This is a genomic window from Bradyrhizobium sp. 17, from assembly GCF_023073515.1.
GTDB lineage: Bacteria > Pseudomonadota > Alphaproteobacteria > Rhizobiales > Xanthobacteraceae > Bradyrhizobium > Bradyrhizobium canariense_D.
On record NZ_JADPJQ010000021.1, the window covers coordinates 84,045 to 109,599 of the forward strand.

24 protein-coding genes and 1 tRNA gene are annotated in these 25,555 nt (G+C 63.0%); 21 read left to right on the forward strand and 4 right to left on the reverse strand.

Annotated features, from left to right (window positions below):
- Nucleotides 1-16: 16 nt before the first annotated feature.
- The 11 genes from nrdR to IVB13_RS04340 all read left to right on the forward strand — a co-directional run bounded on the left by nrdR (nt 17) and on the right by IVB13_RS04340 (nt 11,745).
- Nucleotides 17-499 carry a transcriptional regulator NrdR gene (gene nrdR, locus IVB13_RS04290; protein ID WP_007603426.1) on the forward strand — a complete coding sequence of 161 codons (483 nt, stop codon included), beginning with the start codon at nt 17-19 and terminating at the stop codon, nt 497-499.
- Nucleotides 496-1,644, forward strand: a complete 1,149-nt coding sequence (gene ribD / locus IVB13_RS04295; RefSeq protein ID WP_247487877.1) for a bifunctional diaminohydroxyphosphoribosylaminopyrimidine deaminase/5-amino-6-(5-phosphoribosylamino)uracil reductase RibD — start codon at nt 496-498, stop codon at nt 1,642-1,644. The genes nrdR and ribD overlap by 4 nt, the downstream gene beginning before the upstream one ends.
- Entirely contained in the window at nt 1,644-2,267 is a 624-nt protein-coding gene (locus IVB13_RS04300; protein WP_018456855.1) for a riboflavin synthase, read from the forward strand. The genes ribD and IVB13_RS04300 overlap by 1 nt, the downstream gene beginning before the upstream one ends.
- A 72-nt stretch (nt 2,268-2,339) precedes the next feature.
- Nucleotides 2,340-2,831: a 6,7-dimethyl-8-ribityllumazine synthase gene (gene ribH, locus IVB13_RS04305; protein WP_018456854.1), complete on the forward strand. Its 492-nt coding sequence runs from the start codon at nt 2,340-2,342 to the stop codon at nt 2,829-2,831.
- Between the two features lie 2 nt (nt 2,832-2,833).
- Nucleotides 2,834-3,331, forward strand: a complete 498-nt coding sequence (gene nusB, locus IVB13_RS04310) for a transcription antitermination factor NusB (RefSeq protein WP_007611091.1) — start codon at nt 2,834-2,836, stop codon at nt 3,329-3,331.
- A 176-nt stretch (nt 3,332-3,507) separates the two neighbouring features.
- Complete coding sequence (gene thiL, locus IVB13_RS04315; protein WP_247487880.1) at nt 3,508-4,506, forward strand: thiamine-phosphate kinase; 999 nt, start codon at nt 3,508-3,510, stop codon at nt 4,504-4,506.
- 235 nt (nt 4,507-4,741) lie between these two features.
- Nucleotides 4,742-6,862, forward strand: a complete 2,121-nt coding sequence (locus tag IVB13_RS04320) for a sodium-translocating pyrophosphatase (protein WP_026233254.1) — start codon at nt 4,742-4,744, stop codon at nt 6,860-6,862.
- Nucleotides 6,863-7,215: 353 nt separating this feature from the next.
- Nucleotides 7,216-8,424 carry a class I SAM-dependent methyltransferase gene (locus IVB13_RS04325; RefSeq protein WP_247487882.1) on the forward strand — a complete coding sequence of 403 codons (1,209 nt, stop codon included), beginning with the start codon at nt 7,216-7,218 and terminating at the stop codon, nt 8,422-8,424.
- Nucleotides 8,421-9,971, forward strand: a complete 1,551-nt coding sequence (locus IVB13_RS04330; protein ID WP_247369770.1) for an amino acid adenylation domain-containing protein — start codon at nt 8,421-8,423, stop codon at nt 9,969-9,971. The genes IVB13_RS04325 and IVB13_RS04330 overlap by 4 nt, the downstream gene beginning before the upstream one ends.
- A gap of 35 nt (nt 9,972-10,006) precedes the next feature.
- A complete protein-coding gene (locus IVB13_RS04335) occupies nt 10,007-11,485 on the forward strand; it encodes a hypothetical protein (RefSeq protein WP_247369772.1) in 1,479 nt (492 codons plus the stop codon).
- Nucleotides 11,482-11,745 (forward strand): acyl carrier protein, encoded by a 264-nt coding sequence (locus tag IVB13_RS04340; protein ID WP_085353407.1) that lies wholly within the window; start codon nt 11,482-11,484, stop codon nt 11,743-11,745. The genes IVB13_RS04335 and IVB13_RS04340 overlap by 4 nt, the downstream gene beginning before the upstream one ends.
- Nucleotides 11,746-11,824: 79 nt before the next feature.
- Here IVB13_RS04340 and IVB13_RS04345 read toward each other — a convergent pair whose 3' ends face one another.
- Nucleotides 11,825-12,826: a tripartite tricarboxylate transporter substrate binding protein gene (locus tag IVB13_RS04345; protein WP_026233252.1), complete on the reverse strand. Its 1,002-nt coding sequence runs from the start codon at nt 12,824-12,826 to the stop codon at nt 11,825-11,827.
- A gap of 85 nt (nt 12,827-12,911) precedes the next feature.
- A complete protein-coding gene (gene bamE / locus IVB13_RS04350; protein ID WP_018456846.1) occupies nt 12,912-13,397 on the reverse strand; it encodes an outer membrane protein assembly factor BamE in 486 nt (161 codons plus the stop codon).
- Between the two features lie 98 nt (nt 13,398-13,495).
- Here bamE and IVB13_RS04355 point away from each other — a divergent pair, with 98 nt between their 5' ends.
- The 7 genes from IVB13_RS04355 to IVB13_RS04385 all read left to right on the forward strand — a co-directional run bounded on the left by IVB13_RS04355 (nt 13,496) and on the right by IVB13_RS04385 (nt 18,212).
- On the forward strand, nt 13,496-14,047 hold the full coding sequence (locus IVB13_RS04355) for a ubiquinol-cytochrome C chaperone family protein (RefSeq protein WP_085383899.1): 552 nt from the start codon (nt 13,496-13,498) through the stop codon (nt 14,045-14,047).
- Nucleotides 14,044-14,607, forward strand: coding sequence for a DUF177 domain-containing protein (locus tag IVB13_RS04360; protein ID WP_247338764.1), 564 nt, complete (start codon nt 14,044-14,046; stop codon nt 14,605-14,607). The genes IVB13_RS04355 and IVB13_RS04360 overlap by 4 nt, the downstream gene beginning before the upstream one ends.
- A gap of 297 nt (nt 14,608-14,904) precedes the next feature.
- Nucleotides 14,905-15,966, forward strand: a complete 1,062-nt coding sequence (gene plsX / locus IVB13_RS04365) for a phosphate acyltransferase PlsX (RefSeq protein ID WP_247338762.1) — start codon at nt 14,905-14,907, stop codon at nt 15,964-15,966.
- A complete protein-coding gene (locus IVB13_RS04370) occupies nt 15,963-16,943 on the forward strand; it encodes a beta-ketoacyl-ACP synthase III (protein WP_026233249.1) in 981 nt (326 codons plus the stop codon). The genes plsX and IVB13_RS04370 overlap by 4 nt, the downstream gene beginning before the upstream one ends.
- Before the next feature lie 133 nt (nt 16,944-17,076).
- Complete coding sequence (locus IVB13_RS04375; protein WP_018456841.1) at nt 17,077-17,418, forward strand: integration host factor subunit alpha; 342 nt, start codon at nt 17,077-17,079, stop codon at nt 17,416-17,418.
- A 27-nt stretch (nt 17,419-17,445) separates the two neighbouring features.
- Nucleotides 17,446-18,024 carry a MerR family transcriptional regulator gene (locus tag IVB13_RS04380; RefSeq protein WP_007611070.1) on the forward strand — a complete coding sequence of 193 codons (579 nt, stop codon included), beginning with the start codon at nt 17,446-17,448 and terminating at the stop codon, nt 18,022-18,024.
- Between the two features lie 110 nt (nt 18,025-18,134).
- Nucleotides 18,135-18,212, forward strand: a tRNA-Pro gene (locus IVB13_RS04385).
- Nucleotides 18,213-18,944: 732 nt separating this feature from the next.
- Here the strand turns inward: IVB13_RS04385 and IVB13_RS04390 are convergent.
- Nucleotides 18,945-20,474, reverse strand: coding sequence for an SUMF1/EgtB/PvdO family nonheme iron enzyme (locus tag IVB13_RS04390; RefSeq protein WP_247487885.1), 1,530 nt, complete (start codon nt 20,472-20,474; stop codon nt 18,945-18,947).
- A gap of 606 nt (nt 20,475-21,080) precedes the next feature.
- Between IVB13_RS04390 and ligD the strand changes: the two genes are divergently transcribed.
- Together ligD and IVB13_RS04400 are read left to right on the forward strand one after the other, a co-directional pair.
- A complete protein-coding gene (gene ligD, locus IVB13_RS04395) occupies nt 21,081-21,959 on the forward strand; it encodes a non-homologous end-joining DNA ligase (RefSeq protein ID WP_247487887.1) in 879 nt (292 codons plus the stop codon).
- Between the two features lie 1,934 nt (nt 21,960-23,893).
- Entirely contained in the window at nt 23,894-24,097 is a 204-nt protein-coding gene (locus IVB13_RS04400) for a cold-shock protein (RefSeq protein ID WP_085348421.1), read from the forward strand.
- Nucleotides 24,098-24,454: 357 nt separating this feature from the next.
- Here the strand turns inward: IVB13_RS04400 and IVB13_RS04405 are convergent, their stop codons facing one another.
- Nucleotides 24,455-24,634 carry a hypothetical protein gene (locus tag IVB13_RS04405; protein WP_240543895.1) on the reverse strand — a complete coding sequence of 60 codons (180 nt, stop codon included), beginning with the start codon at nt 24,632-24,634 and terminating at the stop codon, nt 24,455-24,457.
- 213 nt (nt 24,635-24,847) lie between these two features.
- Between IVB13_RS04405 and IVB13_RS04410 the strand changes: the two genes are divergently transcribed.
- Nucleotides 24,848-25,072: a hypothetical protein gene (locus tag IVB13_RS04410; RefSeq protein ID WP_247487889.1), complete on the forward strand. Its 225-nt coding sequence runs from the start codon at nt 24,848-24,850 to the stop codon at nt 25,070-25,072.
- Nucleotides 25,073-25,555 lie beyond the last annotated feature (483 nt).

Sequence of the window (25,555 nt, forward strand, 5' to 3'; positions counted from 1 at the left end):
CGGTCAAGGTCAACGGATGCGCTGCCCGAACTGCAACAGTCTCGATACGCAGGTGAAGGACTCGCGTCCGACCGAGGACTCTTCCGTGATACGCAGGCGGCGCGTGTGCGTCGCCTGCAATTTCCGCTTCACCACCTTCGAGCGCGTGCAGCTGCGCGAGCTCACGGTGATCAAGCGCAACGGCCGCCGCGTGCCGTTTGACCGCGACAAGCTGATGCGCTCGGTGTCGATCAGCTTGCGCAAGCGGCAGGTCGAGCCGGAACGGGTGGAGAAGATGGTCTCCACCATCGTGCGCGAGCTCGAGACGGGGGGCGAGGCTGAAATCTCCTCGGAGGTGATCGGCGAGACCGTGATGGAGCATCTGCGCACGCTCGACGACGTCGCCTATGTCCGCTTCGCCTCGGTCTACCGCAATTTCCGCGAGGCCAAGGATTTCGCCGACGTGCTCGGCGAGCTCTCCGGCGAGGAGGAAGCGCGGCTCGCCGCGATCCGCAAATGATCTTCCGCATCCTGGAGGATCAATTCGCGCAGAAGGCGCGCGAGTCCAGGGATGCCGACCGGCGCTTCATGGAGCTTGCGCTGGCGCTCGGCCGGCGCGGGCAGGGAAGTACCTGGCCCAATCCCGCCGTCGGCGCCGTCATCGTCAAGGACGGCGTGATCGTCGGCCGCGGTTGGACCCAACCTGGCGGACGGCCGCATGGCGAGCCTGAAGCGCTGCGGCGCGCAGGCGAGGCCGCGCGAGGCGCCACGCTCTACGTCACGCTGGAGCCGTGCTCGCATTTCGGCAAGTCGCCACCGTGCGCGGACGCCGTGATCGCCGCCGGCATCAAACGCGTGGTGGCCGCGATCGAGGATCCCAATCCGGAAGTCGCCGGTCAGGGCCACGCACGCCTGCGCGCCGCCGGCATCATGGTGGATGTGGGTCTGTGCGCGCGCGAAGCCGCCTTCGATCACGCCGGGCATTTCCGTCGCATCAGGGATCGCCGCCCGCATGTGATCCTGAAGCTCGCGGTCTCGCCCGACGGCAAGATCGGCGCGGCCGGCGGCAAGCCGGTCGCGATCACCGGCGAGGCGGCGCGCAACCGGGTGCATCTCCTCCGCGCGCAAAGCGACGCCATCCTAGTCGGCATCGGCACCGTGCTGGCGGACGATCCGCAGCTCGACTGCCGCCTGTCGGGCATGGCGGTGCGCTCGCCGGTGCGGGTGGTGCTCGACCAGAATCTGCGTATTCCCGGCGCAAGCAGGCTCGTGGGCTCCGCGCGCGAGATTCCGCTATGGGTGGTGGGTTCTGAACTCGCGGAGGCCGCGGCCGCCACGCGGCTCGGTGCGGCCGGTGCGCAGGTGATCCGCGTGCCGCCCGGCAATGCCTCGGGACTCGATCTTGCGGCCGTGCTGCATGCATTGGCCGGCAAGGGCATCACGCGGCTGGTGATCGAGGGCGGCAGCCGCGTCGCGGCGTCCTTCATCGCCGCGGACCTCGTTGACGAGATCTGGCTGTTCCACGGCGCGGAAGCGGTGGGCGCCGACGGGGTGGATGCGCTCGCTGCATTGCCCCTGTCGAAAATCACGCAGTCGCAGGCCTACAAGGTTCATGCTAGCGAGACCTTCGATCAGGATACTCTCACCATCTACGAGCGCGCGTGATGTTCACCGGCATTGTCACCGATATCGGCGAGATCGTCGGCTTCACGCCGACGGCGCAGGGCCAGTTGCACCGGCTGCGCATCGCCTGCCGCTACGAGCAGACCACCATTGCGGACGGCGCCTCGATCGCCTGCAACGGCGTCTGCCTGACGGTGGTTGCTTCCGGCGTCGAAGGCGGCAAGGACTCTGCTCAAAGGACCTGGTTCGACGTCGATGCCGCGGCCGAGACGTTGGCGCTGACGACCGCAAAGCATTGGAGGGTCGGCACCAGGCTCAATCTCGAGCGTGCGCTCAAGATCGGCGACGAGCTTGGCGGGCATATCGTCGCCGGCCATGCCGATGGCATCGCGACCCTCGTCAGCCGCGAGGACCTGCCCGACATGGCGCGGTTCGAGCTCTCCACGACGCGGGAGCTGGCGCGGTTCATCGCGACCAAGGGCTCGATCACGCTCGACGGCGTCTCGCTGACGGTTAATACGGTGAAGGACGTGACCTTTTCGGTGCTGATCATCCCGCACACCCTGACGGTCACGACGATCGGCGGCTGGAAGGCGGGAGATGAGGTCAATATCGAGGTCGATCTGATGGCCCGCTACGCGGCGCGGCTGACGGAAATGAAGTGACGGCGTCTTTAAACTTGGCTTACCCGCTGGTGGCGACTACATAGCGCCAACCCCTGTGGAACGGATTTGACGATGGCAGACGCGCGGCGCGCACCCCTGAAGGACCAGACCGACGTTTCCGGCGCACGCGCGCTGATCGTCGAGGCGCGGTTCTATGACGATCTCCAGGACGCGATGCTCGAAGGCGCGGTGGCCGAGCTGAAGGCGGCCGGTCTGACCCACGACGTCATCACGGTTCCCGGTGCACTGGAGATTCCTGCGGCGATCGCCATCGCGGTTGACGCCGCGGCGACCAATGGCAAGCCCTATGATGCCGCGATCGCGCTCGGCTGCGTGATCCGTGGCGACACCATCCATTTCGAGATCGTCTCGCAGGAATCCTCGCGCGCGCTGATGGACCTGGCGGTGGCGCGAAAGCTGCCGCTCGGCAACGGCATCCTCACCGTCAACACCGAGGCGCAGGCCTGGGCGCGGGCGCGCGCCAGCGAGCTGAACAAGGGCGGCGATGCCGCGCGGGCCGCGATTGCGATGCTGCGCATAAAGCGCCGGCTGGCGCGGGCTTGATCATGGCCGATAACAACAAGAAGCCGCCGGCCGGCACGGAGAAGAAGGCGAACCGGCGCGGTGCGGCGCGGCTCGCAGCCGTGCAGGCGCTGTACCAGATGGATATCGGCGGTGCCGGCATCAACGACATTTTTGCCGAGTTCGAGAGCCACTGGCTCGGCAACGAGGTCGAGGGCGACACATATCTCCCGGCGGAAGCGGCGTTCTTCCGCGACGTCGTCTCCGGCGTCGTGCGCGACCAGAAGAAACTCGATCCGCTGATCGACGAGGCGCTGTCGAAGGGCTGGCCATTGAAGCGCATCGAAGCGATCCTGCGCGCGGTGCTGCGGGCAGGGGCCTACGAATTGGAACACCGCAAGGACGTGCCGGGCCGCGTCGTCGTGTCCGAATATGTCGACGTCGCCAATGCCTTCGTCGACCGCGAGGAGACCGGCATGGTCAACGCGGTGCTCGACCAGATCGGCCGCCAGTTTCGCGGTGACGAGTTCGGGCGGGGGTGAATTGAGGCGCAGGGCGGTGAATTGATGCGATGTGGCTGCCCCATATTCCGCCGTCATCACCCGCGAAGGCGGGTGATCCAGTACGCCGCGGCCTATCGATGTCACACGATCGTCTCTGGAATACTGGATCGCCCGGTCAAGCCCGGCGATGACAGCGAAGTGTGTGGCTGACGCTGATGACAAACCCGCACAATCCCTCCGCCGAAGACTCCCTCATCGCGCGCTATTTCAAGCCGCTGGCGACTGATCCCGGCGCCTTGGGGCTGGTGGACGATGCCGCCATCCTGCAGGCGCTCGGCAGCGACATCGTCGTCACCACCGACGCGGTGGTCGAGGGCGTGCATTATCTTGCCACCGATCCTCCCGATACCATCGCGCGCAAGGCGCTGCGGGTGAACCTGTCCGATCTCGCCGCCAAGGGGGCCGTGCCGGCCGGCTTCGTGCTGACATTGGCGCTGCGCAGCAAGGAAGACGCTTGGCTCAGGCCGTTCGCGGACGCGCTCGGCGAGGATGCGAAAACCTTCGTCTGTCCGCTGCTCGGCGGCGACACGGTGTCGACGCCGGGGCCGCAGATGATCTCGATTACCGCCTTTGGCCGCGTGCCGCAGGGGCGGATGGTCGGCCGCACCGGCGCCCAACCGGGCGACCGTATCCTGGTGACGGGGACGATCGGCGACGCCGCGCTTGGCCTTGACGTGCTCAAGGGCGGCGCGGTCGCGAATGCGCTGGCCTCCGATCCGCACGCGCGCGAGACGCTGATCTCGCGCTATCGCGTGCCGCAGCCGCGCAATGCTCTCGCGCAGTCCGTGCGTGACCATGCGACGGCTGCGATGGATGTCTCCGACGGCCTTGCTGGAGATCTGACCAAGCTCTGTGCGGCATCAGGCGTCTCGGCCACGATCGACGTGACGAGCGTGCCGCTCTCGGCCGCTGCCGCCGGCCTGATCGCAGGCAAGGTCGTTTCCGTCGAGACGCTGCTGGCCGGAGGGGACGATTACGAGGTGCTGTTCACCGCTCCGCCAGCGCAAGCCAACGCGCTGATTGCCTTGGGGCGTGCGGCAGGCCTTGCCGTCACGGCCATCGGCACGATCGTCGCGGGCCATGAGCGGCCGCGCTTCCTGGACGGGCAGGGCCAGGAGCTGGTCTTGAAGCGGCTCTCCTACAGCCACTTCTAGGAATTGCTCCAAACCGGCGTCCCGGCTGCCAAGACAGGCTAAATACCTGCCGAGATCGGCTTTTCGGCCTTATCTGGCGTTGCACCCTCAATTTGATTTTGGCAAGGTCGTGACCGACTAAGGCCGCGCCTTCGGGCAAGGAGCGGCCTTCTTCAAAATCAAGGCGCCGCACCGCACGACGGAAAACAAAAGGCGCCGGGGGTACGTTCATCAAGGATCTGAGGCAAAAAATCACATGACAGCATTATGGTTGATTGTGCTCTGCGGAGTGCTTTCCGTCGTCTACGCGATCTGGGCGACGTCTTCGGTGTTGAGCGCGGATGCGGGGTCTCCGCGCATGCAGGAAATCGCGGCAGCGGTGCGCGAAGGCGCCCAGGCCTACCTGCGGCGTCAATACACCACGATCGGGATGGTCGGCATCGTCATCTTCGTGCTGCTTGCCTATTTCCTGGGACTCTACGTCGCGATCGGTTTTGCCATCGGCGCGATCCTGTCGGGGGCGGCCGGCTTCATCGGCATGAACGTCTCGGTCCGCGCCAATGTGCGCACCGCCCAGGCGGCGACCACGTCGCTCGCGGGTGGTCTCGAGCTCGCCTTCAAGGCGGGCGCCATCACCGGCATGCTGGTGGCGGGTCTCGCGCTGCTTGGCGTGACCCTCTATTTCGGCTTCCTGGTCCATTCGCTGAAGCTTGCGCCTGACAGCCGCGTCGTCATCGACGCCATGGTGGCGCTCGGCTTCGGCGCCTCGCTGATCTCGATCTTCGCTCGTCTCGGCGGCGGCATCTTCACCAAGGGTGCGGACGTCGGCGGCGACCTCGTCGGCAAGGTCGAGGCCGGCATCCCCGAGGACGATCCGCGCAACCCGGCCACCATCGCCGACAACGTGGGCGACAATGTCGGCGACTGCGCCGGCATGGCCGCCGACCTGTTCGAAACCTATGCGGTGACCGCGGTCGCCACCATGGTCCTGGCGGCGATCTTCTTCGCCAAGACGCCGATCCTCGCCGACATGATGACGTTGCCGCTCGCCATCGGCGGCATCTGCATCATCACCTCGATTATCGGCACCTTCTTCGTGAAGCTCGGGCCGAGCCAGTCGATCATGGGCGCGCTTTACAAGGGTCTGATCGCAACCGGCGTCCTCTCGCTGGTCGGCATCGCCGGTGTGATCCATTACCTGATCGGCTTCGGCAAGCTCGCCGGCGTCGACTATACCGGCATGGCGCTGTTCGAGTGCGGCGTGGTCGGCCTTGCCGTCACCGCGCTGATCATCTGGATCACCGAATACTACACCGGCACCGACTATCGTCCGGTGAAGTCGATCGCCCAGGCCTCGGTGACCGGCCACGGCACCAACGTGATCCAGGGCCTCGCCATCTCGATGGAAGCGACCGCGCTGCCCGCGATCGTCATCATCGCCGGCATCCTGGTCACCCACAGCCTCGCCGGCCTGTTCGGCATCGCGATCGCGACCGCCACGATGCTGGCGCTCGCCGGCATGGTCGTCGCGCTCGACGCGTTCGGTCCGGTGACCGACAACGCCGGCGGTATTGCCGAGATGGCGGGCCTGCCGAAGGAGGTTCGCAAGTCGACCGACGCGCTCGATGCAGTCGGCAACACCACCAAGGCGGTGACCAAGGGCTACGCGATCGGCTCCGCCGGTCTCGGCGCCCTGGTGCTGTTCGCGGCCTACAACGAGGATCTCAAGTTCTTCATTGCGGACTCCGCGCACCACGCCTACTTCGCCGGCGTCAAACCGGACTTCTCGCTCAACAATCCCTACGTCGTGGTAGGCCTGTTGTTCGGCGGTCTCTTGCCGTATCTGTTCGGCGCGATGGGCATGACCGCCGTGGGCCGCGCGGCGAGCGCGATCGTCGAGGAGGTCCGCCGACAATTCCGCGAGAAGCCGGGCATTATGCAAGGCACCGACAAGCCGGATTACGGCAAGGCGGTCGACCTTCTGACCAAAGCGGCGATCAAGGAAATGATCATCCCCTCGCTGCTTCCGGTGCTGTCACCGATCTTCGTCTACTTCGTGATCTATGCGATCGCGGGGGGCGGGGCGGCCGGCAAGTCGGCGGCGTTCTCGGCGGTGGGCGCGATGCTGCTCGGCGTGATCGTGACGGGCCTGTTCGTCGCGATCTCGATGACCTCGGGCGGGGGCGCCTGGGACAACGCCAAGAAGTACATCGAAGACGGTCATTTCGGCGGCAAGGGCAGTGACGCCCACAAGGCGGCCGTGACCGGCGACACCGTCGGCGATCCCTACAAGGACACGGCCGGCCCGGCGGTGAACCCGATGATCAAGATCACCAACATCGTGGCGTTGCTGCTGCTGGCAGTCCTGGCGCACTGAGGTAGACGTTGCTGAACGAAGACCCCGCGGCGCAGGCCTGCGGGGTCTTTCTTTGCGTGTGTGCTGCCGGAGGCCGGCGCATCATCTGAACATGAAACCCGCCCGGCGGGACGCGGAACGCAACAATCCGGTCATCAGAGCGATCCATCGATGCCGAGGGCGTAAGCCGCCCGAAAATGTGCACCCTACGCGTGCGCACATTTAGGGTTGCTTAACCGGCCGAGTTCTAGAAATACGAGAGACTGTCAGCGACATCTTAGGGAGCTCCGCAGCACGCGTGTGGTGCTCCGCGCGCGGCGCGCTCTCGACATGCTCAGGGTTCGCTGCCTGCCGTCCGCGAGAGGGAGGTTCCGTTGCCTGCACGGCCTGTGAACGAGATTGAGCGGGCATTGATGGCGCATCCGGGCGTGGCGGATGCTTTCCTCAGCGCCGAGCCTGGCCACGGCGGTCAGTCCGAGGTCGCTTTCGTCGCAATTGACCCCGATCATCTGAGCGCCGGCAAGGCGAAGCGTCTCCAGGCCGAGTCGGATCGCAGAGTTGCGCAATGGCGTCGCGCTTTCGATCAAGCATATCGCCATGACGCCGACGGTGTTGTGCCGTCATTCGTCGGTTGGACCAGCAACTTCACCAACAGGCCCATTCCCGAACCCGATATGGTCGATTGGCTCGATCATACGATCCTGCAAATTCGTGCTCTTGGCGCAAGGCGGGTGTTGGAGATCGGGTGCGGCGTCGGCTTGCTCGTCGAAAAGCTTGCGCCCGGCTGTGACGTATATTGCGGGACCGACCTCTCGCCGGTGGCCGTTCAGCGGCTGCGTGCGTTCGCGCAGTCGAAGCCCGAGCTTCGGCATGTCGAGTTTCTAGAGCGGGAAGCCGCCGATTTGAGCGGCTTGCCGCTGAATTCGTTCGATGCAGTGGTGCTCAATTCGGTCGTGCAATACTTTCCCGGCATCGAATACCTGCACTTAGTCTTGGAGCAAGCCGCAGGCCTGGTGGCTCCTGGGGGGCACATCTTCGTCGGCGACGTTCGTAACCTCGAGCTCCTGCCGGTCTTCCATCGCGAAGTTCAATCCGCGAAAGTTTCGGGAGCCACGGATGCCGCGCTCGCGCGAAAGATCTTCCTGTCGATCGCCCAGGAGCGCGAGTTGGTGATCGACCCCCGCTACTTTCAGGGTATTTTCGGATCCATCCCGCGGATATCGGGTGCGGAAATCCTGCTCAAGCGCGGATCAAGCTACGAACTGACCCGCTATCGCTACGACGTGGTGCTGCGTGTCGATCGCGAAGCTGCTTCAGCTGACAGCGAGAACAGCAGCCTCGTGCCGGACATGAAGCAAGGGGAAAGTGAGGGCAGGCCGCTGGCGACCGATCCGATGGCCGCCGCGTTCCTTCAGCATCTCGGCATGGAGCTCGGGGACGTGTTGCAGGCCCAGTTTCCGGAGGCGAAATTGCCGGCGGCCGTGATCGCGCTCAACCAGCGAGATTTTGCCGAGATCGTACAGGCCTCGTCGAACGCGCCGGGCGATCGCGGCGACAATGAATTGGTCGAGGCGTCGGTATGACCGCCCATAATCTGGCGCTGCATTTCGAAGAGACCGTTGCGTCCTCGCCGGACGCCGTCGCCCTGTTGTGCGAAGGCGACAGCTTTGCCTTTTCGGAGCTCAACCGGTTGGCAAACCGGTTGGCGCGTTGGTTGACATCGCGGGGCGTCAACAAGGGCGCCGTGGTGTGCCTTGAATTGCCGAAAATCGCCGAGGCCTATGCGCTCGCGATCGCCTGCATCAAGATCGGAGCACCCTATGTCTTCCTCGATCCTGCGGCCCCCGAGGAACGTGCCCGGCTGATGCTGGAGCGATGCCGGCCCGCGCTGATCGTCAGCGTGCGCGAGGGAGCTGGGCCGCGGACATTGATCGGCGATGCAATTGCCCGGGCTGCCTTGCATCATGCCCTGTCGCAGCTTGAAGACGACAATCTGCCGCTGACATCCCTGATCACCGGGGCCGATCCGGCCTATGTCATGTTCACCTCGGGATCGACGGGCGAACCGAAGGGCGTGGTCATCCCCCATCAAGGGGTGCTTCACCTGATCGCCTGGGCGAAGAGCGATCTTGGAATTGGACCCGGTGACCGGCTGACGAATGTCAACCCGATCTATTTCGACAATTCGGTCTTCGACATCTATGCCGGCTTCCTGAACGGAGCGGCGGTCGTCGCGCTGGACGCGCAGAAGGGGCGGCCCCCTGCAGAGCTGGTGTCGGAGATCACCAAGCATCAGTGCACGTTCTTCTTCGCCGTGCCGACCCTCTTCATGTTCCTGGACTCCATGCACCTTCTGAGCCCGAATTGGCTGCCGAGCGTCAGCCGGTTCATGTTCGGCGGTGAAGGGTTTCCGCTGGCCCGGCTTCGTCGGTTCCACGACGCGTTTGCCGGCACGGCGAAGCTGATCAATTGCTACGGCCCGACCGAGACGAGCTGCATTTGCAGCGGTTTCGAGATCGTCGAATCCGTTTTTGAGACCAAGGACGGGTTGGCGCCACTGGGGCGGCTCAATCCCAATTTCAGCTACCGGATCCTGGACGAAGAGATGAAGCCGGCGCTTGCGGGCACTGCCGGCGAGTTGTGGCTGGGAGGCCCTGGGGTAGGGCTCGGCTACATCAACAACCCGCAAGAGACCGCCCGCCGTTTCTGTCAGGACCCTCTGATCGACGGCTATCGGTCGATCCTCTATCGGAGCGGCGACCTCGTGGAGGCCGACCTTGAAACCGGCGTCCTGCGTTTCCGCGGTCGCGCGGATAATCAGGTCAAGCTTCGGGGGTATCGGGTCGAGCTGGAGGAGATCGACCACGCGCTGATGGCGTGCAGGGGAATAACCCGTGCGCTCGCCGTGGTGCAGCACGACGCCAGTGGCGCCAGTCGGCTGCTGGCCGCGTATTCGGGTGCAAGAATGGCGGAAAGCGATCTGCGCCAGCACTGCACTGCGCACCTTCCCGCCTACATGGTGCCGGGCCGGTTCATCTGGATGGAAGACATTCCCGTCAATGCCAATGGCAAGGCGGACCGGCGCTCGGTAGCGTCACTGCTCGGCGAAGCTGTTGCAAGGGCCTCGTAGATGCAACAGCTCGTAGTAATCGCGCGCGTTGTCCGATGAGTGTTGAAAGCCAGCCCTACGGCTACGCGCCATCGGGTCTTCCTGCGAAGCCGTCGTGGCGGTTGATCCCCAAGATCGATCGGGACCCGAGGCTCGTGGCGGGGGTCCAGGACATCGGTGGCCGCGTGCTGCTCTGCTGCGCGGTCGGACTGCTCGCGGTTTTGTTTCGGCAGATAGGTATCGATTTTTCAGCGGCGGGACTCGCGCTGGTGTGCGCCTATGCCGGCCGGTACCGGCGCGTCCTGATCCTGCTCGCAACCTTGTTGCTGCTCTATCACAGCGGCTTCCTGATCGACCGCGGTTTTCTCGAACGGCTGACGATCGACGAAGGCGTCGGCGACCGGATCCATCAGCCGCTGCTGGAAGCGGTCATGCTGGTCGTCGTGTTTGCGCTGTTCGCGGGCCTGCTGATCATGCAGGGGCCAGGGACGGTGGTCTTCCGCCGCCCGACGCTCAGCCTGTTGCTGGCGTTCCTGGCACTCGTCGCGCTGACGCAGGCCACGATGATGGCCGGCCTGCCCCGTGTTCTGCTGTGGTCGTTTCTGATGACGTTCCAGCCCTATTTGTGGTTTCTTGCCTATGGTTTGGCCGATGCGGGCAGGAAGCGATCTCCGGTGTGGCGGCACCTGAGCGTTTTCCACCCCTTCTGGGGATCGTCGCTGACGCCGTTCGGGAAGGGGCTGTCTTATCTCGACCGCTTCGAGGCCAAGACACCCGAGGAGCTTGCAGTGACGCAGCTCAAGGGCGTCAAGCTTGCGGTCTGGATCCTTGTGCTCGCCATCGTCAGAGTCTGTCTCGTCGAGATCGTCCACGGGCGTTTGCAGCTTCCAATGTTCGACGACAACCTGCTGCAATATCTCGTGGGCCATCCCTGGCCGCGTTTCGTCGGATGGGCGAGCCTCGTCAGCTTCTTCGTCGAGGACTTGCTGAGCATGACCGTGTTCGGCGGCGTCATCATCGCCACGGCGCGACTTGCCGGCTTTCGCCTGCTGCGCAACACCTACCGGCCTCTGGAGTCAACGACGCTCGCGGAATTCTGGAATCGCTACTATTTCTATTACAAAGAACTGCTCGTCGACCATTTCTTCTACCCCACCTTTGTTCGCTGCCTCCGCGGCCATCGCCGGCTTCGCATGTTCTTCGCCACCTTTGCCGCGGCCTGTGTCGGCAATTTGCTGTTTCACTTCATCCGAGATATTCATTTCGTCGGCGAAATGGGCCTTTGGCGGGCCGTGGTCGGTCAGCAATCGCACGCGTTCTACACGTTTGTCCTGGCCATCAGCGTCGGGCTCTCGCAGATGCGCCGCGCCCCACAACTGGCGCCGCGAGGATGGCTGCGTGGCCGCTTGCTGCCTTGCCTGTGGGTGTCGAGCTTCTTTTGTCTCATTCACGTCTTCGATGCGCCGCTCGACCGCGAGCATTCGCTCGGGCAACGCGCCGAATTCCTGTTCTATCTCCTGGGAGTCTCGACATGACCACGAATGAAGTCAGATCGCAGATGCGACGCTACATCGTGCAGCGGCTGCTGATGAAGGGCGACAGCGCGCCGCTTGGTGACGATGATCTGCTGTTCACCAGCGGCCGCCTCGATTCGCTCGACGCGGTCGAGCTGATCATGAGCATTGAGACCGACCACGGGATCAACTTCTCCGACATCGGCTTCGATTTGACGCGCCTGGACTCGATTTCGGCGATTGCCGCTTTGGTGGGACAGCCGTCGGCCGAGCTTGCGTAGCAACCGATGTGTCGCCACGCGCTCACCGCGAAAGCGCGGCCCGGCGCTGCATGTTGGGCCGCGTCCGCGGATGCGAAAGCTACTGCACGTCCATCTGCAGCCCTTCCTTCTGGATGATGCCGGCGAACTTCTTCGTCTCGGCGTCCACGAAGGCGGCAAACTGGTCGGGCGTGCCGTAGTCGGCGCGGGCCCCCATGGCCAGGATGTTCTTCTTGATGTCGTCGCGCTCGAGCATCGCCTTCACTTGAAGGTTGAGCGCTTCGAGAACGGCGGGCTGCACACCCTTCGGCAGGAACACCGAGAACCACGACGAGACGTCGAAAGCCGCAAGCTCCGGCGCGCTCTCGCGCATGGTCGGTAGGTTCGGCGCGAGGTCGCTGCGCTCCGTCGTGGTGACGCAGAGGCCGGTGAGGGTGCCGTTCTGTACCTGCGGCAGGCTCGGATAGAGGTTGTCGAACAGGATCTGGATGTCGCCGGCGAGCGCCGCCTGGAGCGCGGGACCGGCGCCGCGGAACGGGATGTGCGTCATCTTCAGCCCGGTGAGCTGCAGGAACCAGGCGCCGGTGAGGTGAGGGCTCTGGCCGACGCCTGAGGAGGCGTAGCTGAGCTTGTCCGGATTGGCCTTTAGATAGGCGACCAGCTCGGCGATCGACTTGATGCCGGTCTTGGGATGCGCCGAGACGATGTTCGGGATCCGGATCATGTTGGAGACCGGCTGGAGCTGGTCCGGCTTGTAGGTGAGGTTCTTGAAAATGCTGTAGGCGATCGCGTTCGGGCCGGGATTGCCGATCAGGATGGTGTGGCCGTCCGGCTTGGCGCGGACCACCTCGGCCGTGCCGATCGTACCGCCGCCGCCGGACCGGTTTTCCACCACGGCCGATTGGCCCCAGGCGGCCTGCAGATGCGCCGCCAGAAGCCGACCCATCACGTCGGTCGAACCGCCGGCGGCAGCCGGCACGACGAGGCGGACGTTTTCGGTCGGCTTCCAGTCCGCCAAGCTCGATCGCGGCAGGATCGCTGCGGCCGAGATAGCGGCAGCGCCAGTGAGCACGCGACGGCGGGACAGCAATTGATTGGGCACGAATCCACTCCCTGCATCTTATTTTGCAGGAGCGTATGGAAGCGCATGCGCAACGGCAAGCCGCACGAAGCCGCAGGCTGAAGGCTCAGTTAAAGCTGAGCAGCTTGAAGATCGGCGTGAGGTAGCTCATCTCCTGGCCCGAGGTCGGCGTCGTCCGGCTGATGAAATCGAAGATCTTGCCGTCCTGGAGACCGTAATTCGCAAGCCGGCGCACACGCCGGTTCTTGTCGAAATAGACCGCGATGACGCGCTGGTCGACCACCCTCTGGTTCATGAAGGCGACAATGCGCTCGGAGCGCTGGGAGATGTAATAGAACACCTCGCCGTCGAGGGTTGCGACGGTGGAGGGGGTGCCCATCACGATCAGCACCTGGTCCTGGCTCGCACCGATCGGGATCTGCTCCAGTGCGCCGGGCGGCAGGATGTAACCCTTCTGGAACTGCTCGCCGGTGCAGCCCGCAAGCGCGGCGCCAACCAGGGCCGCGGCCGCGAACAGGCGCAAGCCGCGCCAACGTGCATGAAGGCCGCGCGGCTTGTCTGCACGCAGGCTGGTCTGGTTCGTTATCGTCATAGCGGAACTGATTCCGTCCCCTTGCGTCGCGCGAGGCGCTGAAGTACCGGGCGGAGGCTCTGAATGCAACACGCGCGCGCCCGCTTGCGGAAACCACAATGCTTTGGCCGTTCAATCACTTCAGGAAACCCCGCCTAGCCTCGCCGGGCACCATTGAAGCCATCTATGGCATGATCGTGACGCAGGCGCGAGAACCCATATTTTACCGCGACTTGGGCGTGCCGGATACCGTTAACGGGCGTTTCGATCTGTTGCTGCTGCACCTCTGGCTGCTGCTGCGCCGCCTGCGCACGGTCCAGAGCGCCACCGAGCTGTCGCAGGCGCTGTTCGACCGCTTCTGCGAGGACATGGACGACAATCTGCGCGAGATGGGGATAGGCGACCAGACCGTGCCGAAGCGGATGCGGGCCTTCGGCGAGGCGTTTTATGGCCGGGTCCAGGCCTACGATCAGGCCATGGAAGGCGGCGGCGAGGCGCTGGCATCCGCGATCTGCAAGAATATCTTGAACGGGGCCGGCATGGACCAGGCGCAGCAGCTCGCGGCCTATGCCAGGGCGGCCGAGGCCAACCTCGCCCAGACCGGCGAGGCCGCACTGCTGGGTGCGTCCTTCAAGTTTCCTCCAGCGCTTCCTGAGGATGTCACGCCATGACCCGACCGATACCAGCATCCGGGCCCGATCCCTGGCGGGTGCCCGTCATCGTTGCACAGATCCCGGATACCGGCCTGCATCGCAAGCTCGAGGCCTCGGCCGCCGAGCGACAGGCTATGGCTGAGACGGCAGGCTTGCGCGAGGTTGTCTCGGTCCAGGCCGATTTCGATGTCGTGCCGAAAAGCGGCAACCGGATCCAGGTCACGGGGCACGTTCGCGCCCGGATCGGCCAGACCTGTGTGGTCACGCTTGATCCGATGGAGAGCGACATCGACGAGGAGGTGGACCTGATATTCGCCCCCGAGGCCGAGGTCCGCCGCTTGGCCGACCTGATGGAGGAGGGGCACGACGATCAGGAGCAGGTCGCCGACCCGCCGGAGGCGATCGTCAATGGCATCATCGACCTTGGGAGACTTGCCACCGATGCCCTGTTCCTGGCGGTCGATCCCTATCCGCGCAAGCCGGGGGTCGTGTTTGAGCCCGAGGTTATCGCTCCCGATCCGGAGGACCACCCCTTTGCGGTCCTGAAGGCACTTCAGGACGGGAAGAAAGACAAATAGGTGCCACCTTCTCCAGAGGACCGCTTCGGGACGGGGCGAGATGTTTGCGGCGGTGGTTTGAAAAGCTCGATTATCCGTTTGATTTTGATGTACTTCTTGTGAATTAGTCCGTCCGCAGCCCGATGCTCCCGAATGCAAAAGGCTGGGGGCAAGAGGTTGTTTCGGGATAACAAAACGCTATTGTCGCGCCCCGGTCCGGGTGCGGCGTGGCGCTTGACCGACCGCCATGTTCGTGGCGAACCCATTTGCGGCCCCGCTCGTTCAAGACCGCACCAGACCCAGGTTTCCAGGACTTTTATGCCAAGCAAGGTTCGCATCGCGCTTGACGCCATGGGGGGCGACGCCGGCGCCGCGGTGGTCATCCCAGGCGCCGCCATCTCGCTCCAAAGGCATCGCGAGATCGAATTCCTGCTGATCGGGGACCGCGCCAAGATCGAACCCGAGCTCGACCGCCACCCCACGCTGAAGGCGGCCTCGAAGATCATCCACACCGATGTCGCGGTCAGCGGCGAGGAAAAGCCGAGCCAGGCGCTGCGGCGCGGCCGCAGGACCTCGTCCATGTGGCTTGCCATCGATGCGGTGAAAAAGGGCGAGGCGGATGTTGCGGTCTCCGCCGGGAATACCGGGGCGCTGATGGCGATGTCGCGCTTCCACCTGCGCACGCTGCCGGGCATCGACCGTCCGGCCATCGCCGGCATGTGGCCGACCAGGCGCGGCGATTCCGTCGTCCTCGACCTCGGTGCCAGCATCGGCGGCGATACGCATCATCTGGTGTCGCTCGCCATCATGGGCGCGGCGATGGCCAGCGTGTTGTTCAACAAAAAGCGTCCCACGGTCGGCCTGCTCAATATCGGGGTCGAGGAGATCAAGGGGCATGAGGAGATTCGCGAGGCCGGCGAAATCCTGCGCGCCAGGAACCTGCCCGAGCTCGACTATCTCGGGTTCGTGGAGGGCGACGGCATCGGCAAGGGGGTGGCGGATGTCATCGTCACCGAGGGCTACAGCGGCAACATCGCGCTGAAGGCCGCGGAGGGAACCGCGCGGCAGATGGCGGAATTGCTCCGGGACGAGATGAAGCGGGGCTGGCTGTCAAAGCTCGGCTATCTCTTTGCGCGCAACGCCTTCCAGGCCCTGCGCAACAAGATGGATCCGAACAAATCCAACGGCGGCGTGTTGCTGGGGTTGAACGGGATCGTGGTCAAGAGCCATGGCGGAATCGCTGCCGAAGGCTTTGCCTATGCGATCGATGTTGGCTATGAGATGGTCAAATTCGATCTCCTCAACAAGATCAATCAGATGCTCAATCGCGAAGGTGGTGCACTCAGTTCCGTGCAGGCCGCGCAGGAGGCTGTTTCGTGACTCAAATTCGTTCGGTCGTGCTGGGCTGCGGCTCTTATTTGCCGGAGCAGGTGGTGACCAACGCCCAATTGGCGGCGCGCATTGACACGTCCGACGAGTGGATCGTGCAACGCACCGGCATTCGCGAGCGGCATATCGCGGCCGAGGGCGAGTTCACCTCGCATCTGGCGCTGAAGGCGGCGCAGGCTGCGCTCGCGGACGCTGGCGTGGACGCGCAGTCGATCGACCTGATCGTGCTCGCGACCTCGACGCCTGACAACACCTTCCCCGCAAGCGCGGTCGCCGTGCAGCACGGGCTCGGCATCAACCATGGCGCGGCCTTCGACCTTCAGGCGGTGTGCTCGGGCTTCGTGTTCGGGCTCGCCACCGCCGATAATTTCCTGCGCACCGGCGCCTTCAAGCGCGCGCTGGTGATCGGCGCGGAAACCTTCTCGCGCATCCTCGACTGGACCGATCGCGGCACCTGCGTGCTGTTCGGCGACGGTGCCGGCGCGGTGGTGCTGGAGGCGCAGGAGCAGCCGGGCAATGCCGCGACCGACCGCGGGATCGTGACCACGCATCTGCGCTCCGACGGCCGTCACAAGGCGAAGCTGTTCGTCGACGGCGGCCCGTCCTCGACCCAGACTGTCGGCCATCTGCGCATGGAGGGCCGCGAGGTCTTCAAGCACGCGGTCGGCATGATCACCGACGTGATCGTCGACGCCTTCAAGGCGACCGGGCTCAATGCCGACAGCATCGACTGGTTCGTGCCGCACCAGGCCAACAAGCGAATCATCGATGCGTCCGCGCACAAGCTCCATATCGCGCCGGAGAAGGTGGTGCTGACGGTGGACCTTCACGGCAACACCTCGGCGGCCTCGATCCCGCTGGCGCTGTCGGTGGCGCGCAAGGACGGCCGCATCAAGCGCGGCGACCTGGTTCTGCTCGAAGCCATGGGCGGCGGCTTCACCTGGGGCTCCGCGCTGGTGCGCTGGTAAGCCACACTCGGTAAAATTTTGCCCGAATCAGCGCGGATTATCGATGCGCCTGCATTGATGAGCGCTGTTGACCGCTGTATCGTAAGCTCATAATTTCAGACAACAATTGTTCGCCGTGATGTGGGGCAGGGCGATGACCGATCAAAGTAAAACCGTAACGCGTGTCGATCTGTGCGAAGCCGTCTACCAGAAGGTGGGGCTGTCGCGCACGGAATCGTCTGCCTTCGTGGAACTCGTGCTGAAGGAGATCACCGATTGCCTTGAGAAGGGCGAGACGGTGAAGCTGTCCTCGTTCGGCTCCTTCATGGTCCGCAAGAAGGGTCAGCGCATCGGTCGCAACCCGAAGACCGGCACCGAGGTGCCGATCTCGCCGCGCCGGGTCATGGTGTTCAAGCCGTCGGCGATCCTGAAGCAGCGGATCAACGCCCAGCACCGCACCAATGGCGACGCCAGCAAGGCGCAACCCGAGGCGTAATCCGCCCTCTGGATAAGGATTTGGCATTTGGACAAGGCGCCGGATGCGTTCCGAACCATCAGCGAAGTAGCGCAGGAACTCGACATTCCGCAGCACGTGCTGCGGTTCTGGGAGACCCGATTCTCCCAGATCAAGCCGATGAAGCGCAGCGGCGGCCGCCGCTATTACCGCCCCGACGACGTCGACCTGCTCAAGGGCATCCGCCGTCTGCTCTACGGGGAGGGCTACACCATCCGCGGGGTGCAGCGGATCCTGAAAGAGCACGGCGTCAAATCGGTGCAGGGCCTCGCCGACAGCGCGGCCGCGGTCTCGTTCGGCGCCATCGAGGACGCCGTCGGCGCCAGCCTGATGGAGCCCGAGGAGGAGACCGGCGTCCGCGGCGCCCGCGACAGCGACGATGACGACTACCAGGGCGAGGAGGAGGAGGGCATCGACTTCCGCTTCTCCGAGACCGATGACGAGGAAATCCTCACCACCTTCCGCAAGGGCGGCACCCCCGCCGCGCCCGCAGGCCCCAGCGCCATCGACCGGGAGCGCCTCGGACGGGTGCTCGCCGAGCTCATCGCCTGCCGCGAAATGCTGGATCAGGCATTGAAGGACGCCTGACGCCGGACTCCGTCGGCTTTGGGCCAGTTCCGAGGCCTTTCGGCGGAGACAGCAAAATGGTGTCACCTCGCCTTGCGCAAAGCGGCGATCCTAGCTAATGGAACGACGTTCGGAGCGTGGCGCAGCCCGGTTAGCGCACTAGTCTGGGAGACTAGGGGTCGGAGGTTCAAATCCTCTCGCTCCGACCAATAAAATCAAGGACTTAATCTGAGCGGGCCAAGGGCTTGGTTCGCCTCCGGGAAACCTCGGGGAAACTCTGCACTGGCCGCACGGAGGGCGAACCGTTTGGCAAAAGCACTGACCTGCGGAAGCAATTCGCCGCCCCTTTAGCGGCGCCTCCTCAAATTGCCGCACCGCCGCCGTCGTGGCCGGCTTGTCGGTTCGCATAGTCTCGTGTTGGTCTCCGTCGAGTTGGCCATCTTGGCTGTTCGGCGACAGAGCCGCCTCCTCTAGAGCAGGGCGGCGACTCCCGAATGGCAGCGTGTGCTGCCGAAGCTTCGCCAGCTCACAATCGCTGATCTCGGCAGCCTCGAAAGCGAGTGCATCGCGATCGACCGCGTCCCGAGCTTGAGAAGCCGTCTCGCGCTGGCATCCATCCAAAGCTCTTCGGATGCAGGTTAAGGTGATCGTGACCGCCCGGCCGGCTTGCGGCCGAACTCGGCTTGCACCCTATTTCCCCGTCGCGCCTGGCAGTCCGAGAGAACGATAGCGAACCGACGAAGACAGCCGGTCGTCCTCTAGGGATACCTACTCCCGAACTGGGGCCGCCATGGTGGTCGTCCTCGCCACAACCGCCGCGCTCGCCGCGGCCGCAGTGGCACTTCCGCAAATGTCGCCGAGCGTGCTGCTCCGATCGCACTGCTGCTTGCGACCGTCTTCGCTGACGCAACGAAGGATCAGCATCAGACCAACTCCACCACTTAAGGACTGAGCGCCACGCGGAATCCGTGCGTCGGATAGCGAACATTGGTGTCGTAGCCATCGCGGTTGGACGGCCGCACATATCTCGAATCGTTCTTCCAGGAGCCGGAGCGCAGGACGTGAGCGCTGCAGTCGCCGCTGCTCCATGCCGATCCGTCGCCGGGCGCGCCCTGATAGGTCTTGTGCCAGCAGTCCTCGATCCACTGATCGATACCGCCGCCCATGTCGTGGAGCCCGAACGGATTTGGCCTGAAGCTACCGACCTTCGCTGGCTGCTCGGCCACGAGATCACCGCAATCCTTGCAACCGGCCATGCCCGGCTGCAGCTTGTCGCCCCACCAATATTTGGTCTGCGTTCCGCCCCGCGCGGCATATTCCCATTCGGCTTCGCTCGGAAGCCGATACGTCTTCTTCGTCGCCTTGGCGAGATAGGCCGCATATTGCTGCGCGTCGGTCCAGCTCACATTGCTGATCGGCGCATCGTCTTTGCCGATGGCGGTGAAGCTGCACGCCTTTGCAGCGGCGCACTCGTTCCATTCCTGCACGGTCACCGGGTATTTTCCGATCGAGAACGGCTTGACCGTCACCTGATGGACGGGACGCTCGGTCGGGTCGTCATTGCTTCCCATCGCAAAGCTGTCGCCGCGAATGGCGACCATCTCGGGTTCGCGGACAGGAACTGTCGATGGACTTGGCACCGGAGCGGGCGAGGGAGGCGACGAAGCCAACGAGGGAGAAGGCTGCGGCGTCTGCGGCGCCGCTTCGCGCGGCGGACGCTGCGGGCTCGGCGATGCGGCCGAAGAAGGGGCGGGCAGGGTGGCCTGCTCGCTCACCTTGCCCGGCGCCTGCGCCAGCAGGTACCATAGCACGCCGGTGGCAATGACCAGCAACGTGAGGCTCAGGAGGAAGATCAAGATATTCTCGCGCCGGCCCTTGGTCCTGCCGACCGCATCTGCATCCGGCAGCACGCGATAGACGCGCACGGGATCGGTGATGTTCTTGACTTTACGGTCCCCCAGCGACTCGTAGCCGCACACGACCTTGTGCTTGATCTGCTCGTAGATCGCGCCGGAGATAAAGACCTGACCAGGCTCCGCAATGCCCTCGATGCGTGAGGCGATGTTGACGCCGTCGCCGTAGATATCGTCCGACTCAACGATGACGTCGCCCAGATTGACGCCAATCCGGTACTCGATCCGCGTATCCCTCGGAAGCGATGCGTTGCGCCCGATGAGATTCTGCTGGATGACGATGCTGCATCGCACGGCCTCGACCGGACTGTCGAAAATCGCGATGAAGCCATCGCCCGTCGTCTTCACTAGGCTTCCATGATGCTCGATGATGCTGGGCTGGATGAGATCCCGCTCAATCCGCTTGACGCGGGCGTGCGTGCCCTCCTCGTCGGTCTGCATCAAGCGACTGTAGGATGCTATGTCACCGACAATGATCGCTGCGAGACGACGAGGCCCGACGCCATGTGAAGGGGGGCCACCGTTGTTCCCGGATCGGAAGTTGCGAATTTCGCCCATAGCGGGACCCACAAAACTGCAAGGCGACCCAGCATACAACCCATCAAAAGGATCGTCCGCGACGATATCACATCGATGAACGCACACAACATCGAAGCACTCGTCTGCATCGCCTTGCCGATTGAAATGCCATCCCAGATCACCTGCCGGTCGTCGACGCGGTCGCGGCCGATGACCCTCGTGCGTAGGGATAGGGCTTAGGGCCGGCGACCAGAGCGCGCCGATCCCCGACCTTCACATAACCTGCTCCATGGCTTTTGACGTTCGGCGTAATCTCCGCGGTCAATCAGTGGTGCAAGCAAACTGCCGCTACGCCGGCCTGCGTTATCGGCATCGATCTCTTGTCGGTGTGGCGCGCCGCAGCCCGCGTAACCGAGAACGGATTATCGGGCCGCGTTCGCTTACTGTTCGGCTTTGTTCACAACCCGAAAGCACTGATCCGGTTGTATTGCCCTGCGCGGAACACGCTGCCGATCTCGAAGTTAGGAGTCTCGTGACTAATCTAAGAAGCCCCGCCGTCGGCTCCCAACACCGGCGGCGGGCTTTTTGTGAGTAGCGTTAGTGCCAAAGCGTACCCGAGCACCGGCCAAGAAGCCGCGAGCTTCCATGCCGGGCTTCATCAGGCCCCAGTTGGCGACACTGAAGATGAAAGCTCCTTCGGGGGCTCAGTGGATTCACGAAGTCAAATACGACGGCTACCGCATCCAGCTCCACATCGACGGCGACACCCGCAAAGCCTTTACCCGCAACGGCCATAACTGGGTCAACCGGTTCTCGGTCATTGCCGGCGCGTTCAACATCGAAGGGCAAGCCATTGTCGATGGTGAGGTGGTCGTCATTCACGAGGGGCGAACCAACTTCTCCGAGCTTCAGGCAGACCTTGGCAGAGGCGACCAGGACCGTCTGGTTTACTTCGCCTTCGATCTCCTGTGGCTGGACGGCAAGGATCTTCGCAGAATGGCTCAGCTTGCCCGTAAGGAGTTGCTGAAGCAGCTGATAGATGAGAACGGACTGGAAGCCCCCATCTTCTACAGCGAGCACCATGAAGGTGACGGGCAGGCGCTGTTCGAGGCCGCGAGCAAGCTGAACTACGAGGGCATCGTCTCGAAGCGGGTTGATGCGCCGTACCGGTCGGAGCGGGTTGAGGCCTGGCAGAAGATCAAGACGGTGCAGCGCGATAAATTCCCCGTTGTTGGATTCGTCAAAGACCCGTCCGGTGTCGCCGCGCTCTACCTCGGCAAGCAGGAAGGGAAAGAGCTGCGCTACATGGGGAAGGTCGGGACTGGCTGGAGCCGGACCAAATCGGCGGAGATCCGCAAGGCGCTTGATACGGTTGTCAGCCCGAAGCAAAAGCTCACTAAGCGCATCAAGAAACCGAAAGCCACCTGGGTTGAGCCAAAGTTTTTTGCGGACGTTGAATACCGGGACATCACCTCTGAAGGCCTGCTGCGGGCCAGTTCGTTCAAAGGGTTATCCAAGAAATAACTCATGTACATTTGGCGCCTCTGCATGCGGGCTAGCGATGCCTCCGCGTCAGCGACGAAGATGAGTTGCCGTTGAAGCGCCAACGATCCAAGCAGATGAGCTCTATTGAAGCCTCTCGCTATTGCTCGCTAAAGGCAGGACAAGCCCGCTGCCGGCCGAGAGCAGGGCTCCTGCTCAAGTGCTCCTATAACGCAGATTTAGCGATCAGCGCGGAGGCGCCAGCTCCATGCGCGGCGGTAGGAACAAGACGCAACATGTCAAGTTTTTCAGCATATGCAACCTCCCCAGACTAGGCCTCCGTCCTCCCGGAGGCCTTCCCTTTAGGAACACGCCCTTCTTACGGGCCTTGGCATTTGGGGAATGATCACTGCGCGACACTGAAGCTGGTCGCGCTTCTAGGATAACCTTGCAGTCCTCTCCCGTACCAGCGTTTTCATAGGTGAATCCGTCCACTCCATCAGGGCGCAGGGCGCGCCCTTCAGGAAGTCCGTCGCATAGAAGCGGCGCGCCCGGTAACGAGTGTCAGGACAGATATCGATCTTCGCGAGACTTCGGATTTTTTGGCCGATCGTAGTGTCGGTGCACCGCTGACGCGCTGCTCCGCTTCTTTGATCTGAGCTCGAAGTTCTTCCAATTGCGAGAGCTGAGAATTGAGTTCGTTCAACCGCTGGGCAAAAAGGAGTCCGCGAGAGCTCTTCATCAATGCCTCCAACACAAAACAATGAAAAGGCCAAAAAATAGTGCAGGCGCAACGTACGAGGGAAAGTAAGCGTGTATGACTTTAGCCCCGCAGTCTGTGCACTTTTATGAAACAGCGCACATTTTCAGCCGCATTGGACTTCGCACTTTGTCAGGTGCCGGTCCGCTTCCTCCGCGAAACGTGCGGGAATGCGGAAAGTTAGCACGACGCGAATATCATCGTTCGCCGAAAGTTGAGGCTACCTGCTCACATAGGAGGCAGGTCTAGCGTTCACTCCCTCAGGGTGTCGGCTCGCTCCCTTCAGGCGAACGGGTACAACGCGGCGAGGCGGTCCAGCGGCATCGCACGTTCGGCTGCGTTCAGGAGGCGGTTGCTTATGACGTGACTGACTTGCCAATCTGGGCGCTCAAACTGATCTCCCGCCCAAACTTGGGGGCAGGCATTACCCGATCGGTCGAGTACCCAAACAAAATAATAGTCGTCTTCCATGGCTAGGGCATTTTGGACCAAGGCCGCATCGTCCGTCCACTTCCTCAAGGAGAAGGGACGGGAGTGCTCAATGTACTCCGCTGGCCGTACCTTTCGAGATCGCGCGCGTCAAAGCCTCGAGGCGGACTGCGATGCTGCTCATCCGGCGCGCCGTGTGTTGAAGCGCTACAATGTCGGTCGGCCCCGCACCAGTCGCGAGATCGAGTTCGTTCTGCAGGTGCTGGAACTGCCTTGCACCGGCCCAGCTCGGCGAGAAGCATCGCGAATTCGTCCATTGGGGAAAGGCCCTTCAGTGCACGGGCTTTAGGATGAAGCCCACCATCCCTCGGGAAATGGCTCCAGCAAAGTCCACTCGACTTGGTTGTCGTTGTCAGGCGTACAGATAGCTCCTGCATTCCTGCTTGGAGGCGCGAGGCGACGTAAGCGGACAGACAGGGCGCGCGGTTTGCGACTGCGAAGGTGGCGCGTAGCAAGACGTCTCAAGCATAGCGGGGGCACACCGCGGGCGCATCGCTCAGCTTCTTCCACCAGATCTCGAAGATCCTCCAGCTCTGAGAGTTGAGAAGCGAGTTCGCTAAGTCGTTCGTAAAGGATTGCGCGAGAGCCTCGCATAATGTCCTCCCCAGCACAAAAAAGCACTATCAGGACGGCGTCAGAGCAAATAGCGCGAGCAGCAAAAACAGAAGACTATCATCGTACATCGGACTTCAATACGTCAGTCTTGCTGCCGTAGACAAACTAGCATGTGGCTATGGGGACCGTGAAGTGGTTCAACCCGACGAAGGGTTACGGGTTCATTCAACCTGACAACGGCGGCAAGGACGTCTTCGTCCATATCTCAGCGGTTGAGAAGGCTGGTTACACGTCCTTGGCAGAGGGAGCTAAGGTTAGCTTCGATGTCGTGAACAACCGCGGAAAAGACTCGGCTGAAAATCTACGGATGGGGTGAGCCCTCCAAACGCGCCGTGAAGTAGGCGCCAAACGAAAAGGCCGCAGCGGCGTACCACTGCGGCCAGCCGGGTAAAATGAAGCGTGAAATATTGATTCCAGCCCCGGCGAGATAAGCCTACAGCGACGGCACGAGTCCGCAATGTTGTCGATGTCACACTCGGGGAACAAGTCTTGCTGACGGAGGGAGGGCCCGCCGGGGCTGGATGGCGAGCCCTCAACCCCAAAGCCGCGAAGTTCTCCGGCGGCCTTAACGGATGCAGCAGTCTGCACATGATCGGCGCAGATGCGACCGTTAAACCATATCGCTTTTGGCGGCTCGCTCAACGGACTCAGTATCACCTAGACCAGCGTCAATTTAGCGCTGATGCCCGAGGCCTATTCCGAGATTGAGCGCCTTCTGACGGAGCGCACCAACGGTGCGCTTGGTTGCCTTGGATATTTTGGCGACAGGCGTTCGCGCCTTTGAGTGCGCTTTAAGTTCCTTGATGTCATTCTTCGTCCACTCGCGGCGAACTACTTGTTTCTTTTTAGGCAAAGCGATGCTCCTTCGATGTTGAAGGCGCGTCTCTAACAACATAGGGCGCAGTTCGCAAGCCGCGCACTCACCCACTACGCGCAACGAAAATTTAAACGCGCCTTCACCGAAGGAGTGACGCGCATGTTCAGGGTTGTAGCTGCGGCGTTGTGGGACTCCAACTCATCGCGAAGTTGGAGTGGCAACCCATCCGCTTTTCCCTAAGAATAACCAATGCAAGGTAAGGCCAGGAATCTTTTGCACCAACAAAAGGCCGACGCTGTTTGGCAGGCCCCGTTCGAAATTGTTCCAGCGCTGCACTTCAATCCCGATCCGTTTACAAAACGCCGTCTGCGTCCCGGCAACGGCTTTTCGCACGACCTTGAGCCTTTCGGCGACGTTTTCGTTACTCAATGGATTTTCGGGCATTCCTTGGACGCCGCGGCGAGGGGAATCTGAAACTGTCTCAGGGTCGGTGCCGACTTGGTTCAAGAGATGAGCCACTGCAGCGCCAGTCTCAGGTACGAGAAAAAGTAGCGATAAACGAATAGGCCGAGGGGCGGCCATGCGATGATGCCGATGCCGAGTAGGATTATGATGCCTGAACCGATCAGCATCTCTTTGATTTCGCGGTGCATCGCGTCAGTTTAGGCAATTCTCCGCTATCCCGTCCATTCCCTTAGGGGCAGCGCAAATCCACACCCTTTAAGGGTACGTCGCCTCGACGGTTGCAAATCGTCCAGCTGGCGCGCGCGCAGCACGGCGCCGCACTGCTGAGGAAGGTTGTTGCCGCGGTGAACGATGCAAAGCCGGCGGCTGTTGTGCCGGGGGAGGACCCCCGGCTAACCAACCCATTGCGCGAAGGCGCGTCCGCTGGTGCGGCTTACTCGGCCTCGCTGCTTGCGGAAACGTTGTAACCGACCGTAGACGGCCTGGCGACTG